Source organism: Streptomyces sp. NPDC048420 (assembly GCF_040651535.1).
Classification (GTDB): domain Bacteria; phylum Actinomycetota; class Actinomycetes; order Streptomycetales; family Streptomycetaceae; genus Streptomyces.
This window is the reverse complement of sequence record NZ_JBEZKG010000053.1, coordinates 1-11786: the sequence shown is the minus strand read 5'-3', so window position 1 is coordinate 11786 and position 11786 is coordinate 1. Positions and strand designations below refer to the sequence as shown.

Below are 11786 nucleotides of genomic sequence, written 5' to 3'. Positions count from 1 at the left end.
TTGACCGCCTGCAGGGCCGGTCACTGTTCAGTCGTGCGAGCCGGAGGAGCGACGCCGTCCGCCCGACCAGGACCGGCACGTCGCCACCGATCGACACCGCGCCCTCGCCGATCGGTTCGGACACGACGATGCCGTCCACGCCCTGTTCGAGGAGCGACTCCGCCGCCCCGCGGACGCCCGCCGGGCCCCCTCCAGCGTGTTGAGGATCCGGAGCGCGCAGCCCGCGTCCCGGGCGGCCCGCTCGATGCCGATGAGCAGGGAGGCGGGGCTGTACACGGCGGTACCGAGGGTGACCACGCCGATCGAACGGGTGCGCCCCGAGGCCAGGGTCCGGGCCGCGGCGTCAGCCGGTAGCCGGTAGCCGAGCGACTCGGCAGCTTCGAGGACCCGACGGCGCACGTCGGCGGACACGTATCGCTCGCCGTTGAAGACCCGGGAGACCGTCTTCTGCGAGACACCGGCCAGCCGGGCTGTCCGGCGGCTCAGATCTCAGCCAGAGTGACCGTCGGAACGTCGGCGGTGCAGCGTGAACGTCTCGAACACGGACAGATCGCCGTTGGGCTTGTTCACGTTGTAGTAGGTCACGTGCATGCGGGTGGTGTCCCCGGCGTGCCGGCCCGGGTCGACGGTGAAGGCGGCGAAGCCGTAGGGGTGCTCGAGGTCCCGGACTCCGGTCCAGACCGCCTCCTCCTTGGTGTAGGTGGCGGTGCGCTTGCCGTTGGGGCCGGCGGTCGACGACACCGAGGTGATCACCTTGGCGCTGCCGTCCTTGAAGAAGTTCTGGTTGGTGGTGCCCGAGACGCCTCCGCCGCCGAGGATCATGTGCACGGTGCCGAGGCCGGTGTCGATGGAGTCCGTGGCGCCGGACACCGGGTTGGGGGTGAGGGTCTCGCTGCCGGTGACGACTCCGCGGACGGCGAGAGAGCGCTCGTAGTTGTGCTCGTGGCCGCACAGCACCAGGTCCACGCCGTACTTGTCGAACAGTGGGCCGTACTTCTGGCGCAGGCCCAGGTCGGCGCCGTTCGCGTCCGAGGAGCTGATCATGACCTGGTGCATCGCGACCACCACCCAGTCGACGTCACGGGAGGACCGTGCCGCCTTCAGTTCTCTTTCCAGGAAGGCGAGTTGGCGGCCGCCGGAGTAGCCGCTGATGTAGAGGTCGCCGCCGTCCTGGAGGCAGTTGTCGTCGTTCTGCAGCACGATCACCCGGACCGAGCCGACCGTGAACGCGTACCAGAGACCGGCGAGTTCGGCGTCCGTCTCGGTGGAGGGGAGGTCGAAGTAGGTCTGGTAGGCGCCGAAGCCGAGCGGGCCGTTGGCCTTCTCGATCTCGTGGTTGCCGGCCGCCGGCATCCAGGGCCGGAAGCGTGCCGAACGGGTGTTGTTGGTGAAGAAGTTGTTCCAGGTGCGCACCCGGTCGACGTCGAGGTTGGCGTAGCAGAGGTCGCCGTTGAGCAGGTGGAACAGCGGAGCCACCTGCTCGACGCCGGTGACGATGTCCTTGGTCGCGGGGGTGGAGTTGGCGTCCAGCGCGGTGGTGCCGTTGGCCGCCCAGGTGACCTGCGGGGCGGACTGGTCGCCGAAGCTCGTGAAGGTGAACGGCTGCCGTCCGCGCGGTGCTGTGCGGAACGTACCGCTGTCGGGGGTGGCCCCCTCGTGGGTGGCGAGGTAGATGTACTCGGTGCCGGGGCGCAGCCGTTCGAGCGCGGCGTGGTGGACGTAGACGGAACGGCCGGACGTGCCGTCCACGTAGGTGACGGTCCGGGCCTCGGCGCTTGAGCCGAAGCCGTGCTCCAGGGTGCCGTAGCGCACGACGGGTCTGGTCACCGGCCGGTCGGTGAGCCACGAGACCGTCATCTGGGTACGCGGGTCCGCGCCGAAGGTCAGGTGCAGCCCCTGGACCGGGGGTGCGCCGGACGAGTCCGCGGTGAGATGAAGCGCCGGGGCGGCCTGTGCCGTACCCGCACCGAGCAGCGGGGTGACGGCCGCGCCCGCCCCCGCCGTACCGAACAGGCCCAGCGCATGGCGCCGACTGACCCCCTCAGAAGCCTTCGCCGGACCTGACTGTGCGGTCATGCTGCCCTCCCTGACTGACGACGACCGCACCCTGGCCCTCCCCGGCGGCTCTTGAGTGAACACCGCATTGCCAGACGGTCATCGAGCCCCGAGCAGCGGCCCACCCGGCCAAATCTTGCCCACGCCTTTGCCGCTGGCCGCCCGGCCCTTGACGGGGGGGGAGCCCGCGGGAATCGGTCCCCGAGCACCTACCTCTACGGCACGGAGCCGGGCGCCTGCTTCTCGGACGCGGAGCCGGGCGGCCGTCTCCCCGGCGCGAAGCCGGGCGGCTGCCTCCCCGACGCGCAACCGGACGCTCGCCACCCCGAGAGCACCAGGACGACCTTCTCCACCCGCCTCCAGGACACGGAACCGGGCGGCCGTCTCCCCGGCGCGAAGCCGCGCGTCCACCTCCGCGGTGAAGCCGGCCGGCTGCCTCCCCGACGCGCAACCGGACGCTCGCCACCCCGATAGCTCCTGGGCGGCCTTCTCCTGCCTGGACCTGGGCTCTGAGATTCGTGACGCCTGACCCGAAGTGACGAGCGGCCCGACGTACGCCTACTCAAGGCGTGCGGCAACAAGATCGCGCCAGGCCCGGGAGGGGGGTCCGTCACGACGGTGCCGCCCCTCCTCGCGGTCACAACTCCGCGCGCAGCCTGAGGAGTACGGCCGTGTCAGTACGCGGCAGGCGGACCGTGAGCCTGCCCTCGGCCGCGTCCCACTCCGTCGTGACGTCGGCCGTCGTGGGCTGGAGCACCTCCGGACGCAGCTGGACACCGCGCAGATGGGCAAAGGTGATCGTGCGGCTCACCCGGGCGCCGGTGCGCTCCCGGCGCCACACCGCCACGTACGTGGACTCACGCCCCCGCAGCCCGTGCGCGATCCAGGCGTCCTCCCAACCGGGCAGACCCAGCGGCCAGACGGGGTGGGCGTCGGCGATCTCCGGGCGGATGTCCTTGTACACGCCGAGCGCCGAGCGTACGAGCTCGAACTGCTCGGCGTTCATACGGTCGAGGAAGCCGGAGAGGTGAACTCGGCCCAGGAGTGCGCCGGTCAGGGTGAACGCGATCCGGTCGGGGGTGTGGTCCGGCTGGGGGTAGGCCCACACGGCAGCCTGTTCGGGGGTCACAGCGGTGGCGGCGGCCGCGGCGATGGGCGGATAGCGCAAGGGGTCCTGCTGGTCGCTGGTGGACTGGAGCTGGGCCACGGCGAGTTGGGCGTAGTCCATGCGCAGGCCGCCGGAGCCGCAGTTCTCCAGGACCAGGCCGGGGTGCCGGTCCAGGAGGCCGTTCATCCAGTCGAGGTGGGCGCGGTGGTGTCCGAGCAGGCCGGCGCCGGGGCTCTCCGTGCCGTTCTCCGTGCCGGGGCCGATGTTGATGTTGTAGTCGAGCTTGAGATAGCCGACGCCCCACTCGCCGACCAGTCGGTCCACGACGGCGTCGAGGTGGGCCCGGGCGGCAGGGTGGCGCAGGTCCAGGTGGTGTCGGCCGTGTTCCGTGACGCGCAGGCCGCCGCGCCGGAAGAACGCCTCGGGCGGCAGGGTGTGGGCCAACGGGCTGCGGACGCCCACGACTTCGGGCTCCAGCCACAGTCCCGGGACCATGCCGTGGCCCCGGATCGCGTCCAGTACTTCCTCGATGCCGCCGGGGAAGCGCCCCCGGGCCGGCTCCCACGCGCCGACGGCGTCCCACCAGCCCTGGGCATCGTCGTCGTACCACCCGGCGTCGATGACGAAGACCTCGGCGCCCGCCTTCCCCGCCGCCTCGATGAGCGGCAGGAGCCTCTCCGTGGTCGGGTCGCCCATGAGGGTGTTCATGTAGTCGTTGTAGATCACCGGGAGGGCGCGGTGGTCGGGATGGTCGCGGCGGATCAGCCTGCGGTGGTCGGTGAGTTCACCGAAGGCGGCGTCGAGGCCGCCCTCCTCCGTGCGCACGAGGACCGCAGGAACGGAGTGGAACTCCTCGCCGGGCCCGAGCGTCTGCTGCCACTGGTGGTGGGCGTCGTCGGGGCCGAACAGGGCGACGTAGGCCGCGCCCTCGCGTTCACCGGTCTCGAAGCGCCACCCCGCGCTGGACTCGATCTGCCACAGCCAGGTGCGGCCGGAGAGGTCGGTGAGCGCGCCGATCGGGAGGTGGCGGCCGGTCGACCAACTGCCCTGCGAGTAGCGCTCGAAGCAACCACGCCCCTCATGGCCGTGGGCGAACCGGCTCAGCGGGACGACCTGGTCGCGGAAGGGGGCCTGGCGCCAACGGCATTCGGCGAGCCAGTCGTTGTCCGCCCAGTGCAGGGTCAGTCGCTCCAGGCCGCCGCCGGCGTCGGTGATGCCGCCGAGGGTCAGACTGCTCACGCTCTCCAGCCGCAGCGGGGCGCCGCCCCCGTTGACCAGGCGCACCCGCGAGCGCAGGAAGGCTGCGCCCGGCGCCGTCTCCAGAGCGACCTCGGCGACCAGGCCGGTCTCCGGGTCCGCCAGCCGGATGGTCGTACGGTCACGGCCGCCCTCCCGGACCGTCTCATGGTCGCGATAGGTGAGCCGGTCGCCGATCGCGGTCTCGATGAAGCGCTCCCCCGACCACAGGCGGCCATGGCCGGTGGCGGTCACCTCGACGAGCGGGACCAGGCCCGCCCAGTCCTGGTCGGGCGCACCCAGCCGGACCGAGCCCGTGGCGTCCAGGACGGCGTGCAGCCCGAGCTCCGGGTGCGACCAGAGACGGGATCTCTCGAGTGTTCCGACGACTGCGGTCAACGCAATTTCCCCTTCCGGGATGGTTCGGTACTGCGACGGTCCCATAAGCGCTGAGCTGGCAATTCGCGCTCGGCCAGGGAGGGTTGGCCGCGCCGGTGACTGTGTTTGAAAGGTAAATCCCCAGTTACGGTCTCTTGACGCCCGCGATGTGACCGCTCACAATCCTCGCATGCATGTGACCGGTCACACAAGCTTCGGCGGGCAGACCGCCCCTTCCGCGGGGCAACGGAGGCCCGCCAGCATCCGCGATGTCGCCCAGGCGGCAGGGGTCTCCTACCAGACCGTTTCGAGGGTCATCAACGGCCGTCCGAACGTGAAGGCGGAGACCCGCGGACGCGTCGAAGCGGCTGTGCGAGCCCTCGGCTTCAGGCGCAACGCCACCGCGTTCGCCCTGGCCAGCGGGGTGACCCGAGCAGTCACGGTCCTCACCTCGAACACCGTCCTCCACGGCTACGCGGCCACCCTGCAGGGTCTGGAGGAGGCCTCCCGCTCCGCCGGGTACGCCCTCGGTGTGCGGGTGGTGACGCCCGAGGACGACCTGGACCGTACGGTCGCCGCGGCCGCCGGCACCGGTGGCGGCCTGGTGGTCATCGGCTACGACCGTCTCGGCGCCGCCGTCCTGGACCGCGTACCGGCGCAGGTTCCGTGCGCCGCCCTGGTGGAGGCGCCGGCGCCCGGCCGGACGCCCGGCCGGCCCGCGGTGTGGGCCGACGACCGGGAGGCGGCCCGGACCGCCACCGCACATCTCCTCGGGCTCGGGCACGGGACCGTGCACTACGTGGCGCTCCCCGCCTCGACCGGGAACCGGCGTACGGCATCACCCCGCGCCGAGGGCTGGCGTCAGGCCCTCAGGTCGGCCGGTGTGACCCCTCCCCCGCCGTCCGGGCGGGGCTGGGACGCGCAGGCCGGATACGAGGCGGGGACGAGGCTGGCCCGGAACCCGGCCGTCACCGCGATCCTGTGCGGCAACGACGACCTGGCCCTCGGTGTCCTGCGGGCCCTGCACCACGCGGGCCGGCGGGTCCCGGAGGACGTCAGCGTCATCGGCTTCGACGACGCCCCGCACTCCGCCTTCCTCACCCCCTTCCTCACCACGGTCCGCATGGACTTCCACGGCCTGGGCCGCGCCGCCTTCGGTCTGCTGCGGGCCCAACTCGACACCGACCGACAGGAGTTCGCGCACACGCCGGCCGAACCCACCCTCGTGCACCGCGAGAGTGCCGGGCCGCGCGGTTCCTGAACCGGACCGCCACCCGGTCCGCCGTACCGACGCACGCCCGCCTTCCGGCAGTACCGCACCACCCGCTCACCGCACCACGGCAGCACCGCACCACCCGCTCACCGCACCACGGCAGCACCGCACCACCCGCTCACCGCACCACCCTCACCCTCCGTTCGACCAAGGATCACGCCATGAGAAGAGCCGTCTCCGTCCTCGCCACCGCCTGTGTCCTCGGGCTGACCGCCACCGCGTGCAGTGACAGCACCGCCGGCGGCAGCGGTGCCGCACCCACCGGATCGGTCGACGCCACCGCCTCCCTCAAGGGCGTCAAGCTCACGATGTGGGTGGCCCAGAACAGCGTCTCCCAGCCCAAGCAGGTCATCGAGGCGTTCGAGAAGGCCACCGGCGCCAAGATCACCACCGAGGTGATCCCCGACCCGTACGAGTCGAACGTGCCGACCAAGCTCGCCTCGGGCACCAAGCCGGACCTGATGTTCTGGCAGCCCACGGGCAGCACCCTGCCGTTCATCCAGCCGGCCCAGAACCTGCTGCAGCTCGACAAGGAGGACTGGGTCTCCAAGCTCGGCAAGACGGAGCAGAGCCTCGGGCAGGTCGACGGCCACCGCTATGCCGCGATCGTCACCAGCCCCGCGGTCCTCGGCGTCTACTACAACAAGGCGGTCTTCAAGAAGGCCGGCATCACCGAGATGCCCACCAGCTACGACGACATGCTCGCCGACGCGAAGACCATCAAGGCGAAGACGGGCGTGGCCCCCTTCTTCGAGGTCGGCGGCGACAAGTGGCCGCTGCAGTGGCAGGTGCAGCTCCAGATGACGGACCTGCCGCAGTCGTTCTGGGACGACCTCAACAAGAACAAGGACTCCTGGACCAACAAGACCATCGTCGACGCCATCACCAAGTACAAGACGAAGGTGCTCGACGGCGGGCTCGCGCAGAAGAACTACAAGACCGCGACCTTCGTGGACCAGGGCAAGGCGATCATGGACGGCAGCGCCGCGATGGCCGTCAACGTCACCTCGCTGCAGTCCGAGATCCAGGCGACCTCCAGCACCGCGGAGATGGACGAGAAGCTGGGCTGGTTCCCGCTCTCCAACAGCGCCGCGCAGGCCGAGTACTCGCCCGACCAGACCAACGGCGTGGTCGCCTTCAACACCGGTGACAGCAAGCGGCAGACCGCCGCCCGGCAGTTCATGTCCTTCTGGCTCGGCGAGGACTACCCGGCCTACATCAAGGCCAACAAACTCGTCTCGGTGGAGCCGTCCGTGCCCAACCCCGACGGACTGCCGCAGACCGCGACCGCCCAGGCCGAGGCGCTCACCGCCGCCACGGGTGTCTTCCAGGTCAAGGCGCTGACCGCCCCGGACATGCATCTCGCCCTGGCCGACATGATCTACGGCAAGAAGACCCCGCAGCAGGTCGCCCAGGCCGCCGAGGACCAGTTCGACCAGGTCCTCAAGGCCCGCGGGGTCTCGGGCTTCTGACCGGCACCGGCACCCTGCGGGTGCGCCGTGGATCGCGCGGGTGGCACACTCCCGCCGCCTGCGCACAGGGCCACCGCACGGCGGTGTCGTCGCCGACGGCCCCGAAGCGGAAGCCCTGGCGGGGGCGGTCGCAGCCGACACCACCCGGCCGGGGCGGTCGCAGCCGACACCACCCGACAGAAACGGCCTCAGCCAGGGTCCGGGACAGTCGCAGACCGCACCCAGCGGTCCGGACCACGGTCCTGCTCGGCGCTGCCCGGTCCGGTGTGCCGCACCCCAGGAACTCCCAGCCAGCCCCATCCCCGGGCCGCCCGTCGGCGACGGACCCCGGGGCCCCGTACCGGAGGTTGAAACGTGGCGGACACAGCCACCCTCGGCGTCGGTGACGCCACGCGCGCGAAGGAAGCGGACCGGACCGCGCGTCCCGGCAGGGCCGGGCGGTCGCGCCGCAGGGCCAACCAGCCGTGGTGGTTCGCGGTGCCCGCGCTCGCCGTGTTCGGTGTCTTCTTCCTGCTGCCGAACCTGCTGAACTTCGTCTACCCGTTCACCGACTGGTCGGCGTTCCACCCGCAGATCGGCTTCGTGGGCTTCGACAACTTCTCCACGATCCTGCACGACGGGTCGATGGTCCGTGACATCCGTATCACCCTGGAGTACGCGGTCCTCGTGGCCGTCTTCCAGAACGGCTTCGGTCTCGGCCTCGCCCTGCTCCTGGAGCGCGACACCCGCTTCAACCGGTTCTTCCGCGCGGTGTTCTTCCTGCCGGTGCTGATCTCCGCCCTGGCGGTGGGTTACATCTTCCGGGCCCTGCTCGCCCAGGACGGGGCGCTCAACAGCGTGTTGTCCTCACTGGCGGGTCACCCGGTCGACACCCCCTGGCTGGGCTCGACCACCTGGACCCTGGTCGTCGTCACCCTCATCCACGGCTGGAAATGGATGGGCCTGGCCATGCTGATCTATCTGGCCGGGCTGAAGAGCATGCCGGGGGATGTACTGGAGGCGGCCAGGATCGACGGGGCCGGTGGCTGGCGCACCTTCTGGTCGATCAGGTTCCCGCTCCTCGCCCCGGCGGTCACCTTCAACGTGACCACCGCGCTGATCGGTTCCATGAACACCTTCGACATCGTCCAGGCCACCACCGCCGGCGGCCCGGGCAGCGAGACCGAGGTGTTCAACATCTACATGTTCCGCATCTTCGGTCAGGGGCTGTACGCGCAGGCCTCGGCGATGAGCCTGGTGCTGTTCCTCATCGTCGTCGTGCTCGCCGTGCCCGTCATCGTCGGACTGCGCCGCAGGGAGAACAACCAGTGACCACCGTCGGCGCGCTCGCGCCCGTCCACCGGCGCCCGTGGCGCTGGGTCCAGCCCGTCGTCGTGCTGCTGATCGCCGCCGTCACCATCGGCATTCCGCTGTGGCTGGTCGCAGTCACCTCGGTCAAGCCGCAGTCCGAGTCCATCAAGCCCAACCTCTCCCTGCCCCACCACGCCCAGGCCGCCGCCAACTACCGACAGACCTTCGACGAGGGCAAGATCGTCCAGGGCTTCGTCAACAGCCTTCTGGTGGTGGCCCCTTCGGTCGTGCTGGTCCTGCTGCTCGGGGCCGGTGCCGCCTGGGTGTTCGCCCGCCGCAAGGGGCGCCTCGTCAACGCCCTGTACGCGCTCAGCATCAGCGGTCTGCTGCTGCCGCCCGCGGTGATCACCATCGTGATGGAGCTGCGCCAACTCGGCCTGGCCGGCACCCGTCCCGGCATGATCGGCGTCTACGCCGGGATGTACCTGTCCACCTCCATCTTCTTCATGACCGGGTTCATCCGGGCCCTTCCGGAAGAGCTGGAGGAGGCCGCGCGCATGGACGGCGCGGGGCCGATACGGGTCTTCTGGCGGATCATCCTGCCGCTGTTGCGCCCGGTCATCGCCACCGCGACGATCATGGTGATGCTGTTCGCCTGGAGCGACATCTTCTACGCCTTCTTCGTCCTCGGCGGAGGTGACAAGGCCACGCTGCCGCTCAACCTCTACCAGGTCGCCAGCGCCCAGCTGTACCTCAACAACTGGCATCTGATCTTCGCCTACGTCGTGATGATGAGCCTGCCGATGGTGCTCGTCTTCGTCATCGCCCAGCGCCGCATCGTCTCCGGCATCACCAGCGGAGCCGTCAAGTAGTTTGGACAACTACCGGTACGCCCAGGCGTCGCTCCATACCGGGATCGGCGGCCCAGCGCTCGTAGTCCATGGGGTTTCCGCGCTGGAAGATCATGCCGTTGATGCTGCTGGAGCCGCCCAGCACCTTGCCACGGGCGTGGTGGACGCGCCGGCCGTCCATGTGGGGCTCGGGCTCGGACTCGTACTTCCAGTCGTAGAAACGGCTGCCGATGGGGTAAGTCAGCGCCGCGGGCATGTGGATGAAGACGTCCCACGGGTAGTCCGACCGGCCGGCCTCAAGGACCAGCGCCCGGTTGCCCGGGTCGGCGGAGAGCCGGTTCGCCAGTGCACTGCCGGCCGATCCACCACCGACGATGACGAAGTCGTACTGCAGAGCCATGGTGCCTCGTCTCGCTCGCTCCGTAGATATGCGAGGCACGCTAAACCCGGTAGCGCGATACGCACCAGGCTGCGAAGAGCGCAACTTGCCCGGCACGCATCACCGCCAAGGGTCGTGTTTTCGTCCGGCAGGAGTTCCTACGATGGCTCCGTGTGCGGTGCTTGCCCGGCGGCTCTTCGGGTACCGCGTCTGAATGAGGGTGGCATACGTATGGGAAGGCCATTACTGAAAGATGCCTCTATGCCCTCCCCCATGCCGTTGGTGACGTAGAGCATCAGCCGGTCGGCCGTGGCGGACCAGTCGAAGTTGTCCCCGAAGATGGCGTACGCCGGTTCCAGCTGGGCCGCGAGCTCGTACTCGGGACGGGAGCAGGAACGGCCGGGCAGCAGCTGCCACTGCATCTCGGCGGCCAGGGTGAGCCGGTCCTTGCGGCGCGCCTGGAGGTACAGGTCGGTGTCGCGCTCGGCCACGATCACCTCGTGCCCCAACACCTCGGCGATCTCGGCCAGTTCGGACTCGTACCGGCGGGCGTCGTCGCCCGCGGGCAGGGTCACCGACAGCACGCCGAGGCGGTCGCCGCGCACACTGACGGGCAGGTGCAGGCGGACCGACCCGTCCCGGAGTCCCTCGCGGTACGGCTCCTGGGAACCGAAGGCCCGGCCGGCCGGGCTGTTGTGCACGGACACCGGATCCAGTGTGTGCGGGAGCACGGAGACGGGCTGAAGCACCGTCAGGCCGTAGTCGGCCATGAACAACTCGACGGATCGCGCGCCGTACCGTTCGAGGAGTACGGCACGGACGGCGTCGAGCAATTCGTGGGGAGCCGCTGCGCGCAGGGCGCGTTCAGCGGCTTCGAGTCTGTTCACGATGAGGAAGACCAATCTTTCGCCGGACAACGTACGGACCTCTCCCAGGAGGTCCTTCTCGTGCAAGGGCTGCGCCGGTTGTGCCGGCTCATCGGTGGCCGGCGGTGCGCCTAGTACGCTGACAGGCACCCCAGTGCCTGCGAGAGTGTGATCGTGACTGCCTTCCGCCGCCCCGAGCCCGACGAGGTCGCGCGCGTGACCACCACGGCCGTCGAGCTGCTGGAGGTCGTGTGGGGCAGGGCCTCGACCGCGCCCACCTCCGCGTCCCAGCTGCGGGTGCTGCACATTCTCGAGCACCACGACGGCATCAACCTGCGCACGCTCGCCGAGTCCCTCGCCTCCACCCCGCCGTCCACGAGCCGGCTGTGCGACCGGCTGGTCGCCGCCGGGTTCGTCGAGCGGGTGATCGGCGCGGAGGACAGGCGCGAGGTGCGGCTGCACCTCAGCGGCCGCGGCCGTACCTTCCTGGCCGACCTGCGGGCCCGCAGGGAGAAGGAGTTGCGCAAGGTGCTGGTGGACATGCCCGTCGCCAAGCGGATCGCTCTGATGGAGGGGCTGGAGGCGTTCTGCGCCACAGCCGCGACGCAGATACACGACGACGACCGGGGTTCCGGCAGCCAGACCGCCTGAACCGCGGTTCGCGGCGGAGCGGTCTCCGTCGACCGGAGCATTCCAGTTCCTTCCCCGCGCACGTCCGACACGGCCACTTTGTTGCCTCCTGACTATTGTTGTCAAACGGCAACAGTGCGCTTCGCGGCCCTTAGAGGTCGTTTTCTCCCGTTGTTTCATCCAGGGATGCGGATTTGATCCGGTGATGTCGGGTGGCGCCAGGAGATGGTGTTCTCGCCGGTGAGGCG

At 70.0% G+C, this 11786-nt stretch carries 7 protein-coding genes and 3 pseudogenes; 5 read left to right on the top strand and 5 right to left on the bottom strand.

Annotated features, from left to right (window positions below; translation table 11 throughout):
• Nucleotides 1-64: 64 nt before the first annotated feature.
• The 3 genes and pseudogenes from AB0D34_RS45735 to AB0D34_RS45725 all read right to left on the bottom strand — a co-directional run.
• Nucleotides 65-486: pseudogene (locus AB0D34_RS45735) on the bottom strand (LacI family DNA-binding transcriptional regulator); the annotation flags it as partial.
• Nucleotides 487-489: 3 nt separating this feature from the next.
• Nucleotides 490-2076, bottom strand: a complete 1587-nt coding sequence (locus AB0D34_RS45730; protein WP_362673785.1) for a metallophosphoesterase family protein — start codon at nucleotides 2074-2076, stop codon at nucleotides 490-492.
• 616 nt (nucleotides 2077-2692) lie between these two features.
• A complete protein-coding gene (locus tag AB0D34_RS45725; RefSeq protein ID WP_362673783.1) occupies nucleotides 2693-4798 on the bottom strand; it encodes a glycoside hydrolase family 36 protein in 2106 nt (701 codons plus the stop codon).
• 169 nt (nucleotides 4799-4967) lie between these two features.
• On the opposite strand from AB0D34_RS45725, the gene AB0D34_RS45720 reads away from it, so the two are divergent.
• The 4 genes from AB0D34_RS45720 to AB0D34_RS45705 all read left to right on the top strand — a co-directional run bounded on the left by AB0D34_RS45720 (nucleotide 4968) and on the right by AB0D34_RS45705 (nucleotide 9684).
• The gene (locus AB0D34_RS45720) at nucleotides 4968-6038 is read left to right on the top strand and encodes a LacI family DNA-binding transcriptional regulator (protein WP_362673780.1); all 1071 of its coding nucleotides are present in this window, start codon (nucleotides 4968-4970) and stop codon (nucleotides 6036-6038) included.
• 173 nt (nucleotides 6039-6211) lie between these two features.
• Nucleotides 6212-7522, top strand: a complete 1311-nt coding sequence (locus tag AB0D34_RS45715; protein ID WP_362673778.1) for a carbohydrate ABC transporter substrate-binding protein — start codon at nucleotides 6212-6214, stop codon at nucleotides 7520-7522.
• Between the two features lie 354 nt (nucleotides 7523-7876).
• Nucleotides 7877-8833 (top strand): sugar ABC transporter permease, encoded by a 957-nt coding sequence (locus tag AB0D34_RS45710; protein ID WP_362673776.1) that lies wholly within the window; start codon nucleotides 7877-7879, stop codon nucleotides 8831-8833.
• A complete protein-coding gene (locus AB0D34_RS45705; protein WP_362673774.1) occupies nucleotides 8830-9684 on the top strand; it encodes a carbohydrate ABC transporter permease in 855 nt (284 codons plus the stop codon). Before AB0D34_RS45710 ends, AB0D34_RS45705 begins: the two co-directional genes overlap by 4 nt.
• A gap of 31 nt (nucleotides 9685-9715) precedes the next feature.
• Here the strand turns inward: AB0D34_RS45705 and AB0D34_RS45700 are convergent.
• Both AB0D34_RS45700 and AB0D34_RS45695 read right to left on the bottom strand, forming a co-directional pair.
• A pseudogene (locus AB0D34_RS45700) lies at nucleotides 9716-10063 on the bottom strand (GMC family oxidoreductase N-terminal domain-containing protein); the annotation flags it as partial.
• Nucleotides 10064-10293: 230 nt separating this feature from the next.
• A pseudogene (locus tag AB0D34_RS45695) lies at nucleotides 10294-10929 on the bottom strand (phosphatase); the annotation flags it as partial.
• Nucleotides 10930-11124: 195 nt separating this feature from the next.
• Between AB0D34_RS45695 and AB0D34_RS45690 the strand changes: the two are divergent.
• Nucleotides 11125-11559, top strand: a complete 435-nt coding sequence (locus tag AB0D34_RS45690) for a MarR family transcriptional regulator (RefSeq protein WP_362673820.1) — start codon at nucleotides 11125-11127, stop codon at nucleotides 11557-11559.
• Nucleotides 11560-11786 lie beyond the last annotated feature (227 nt).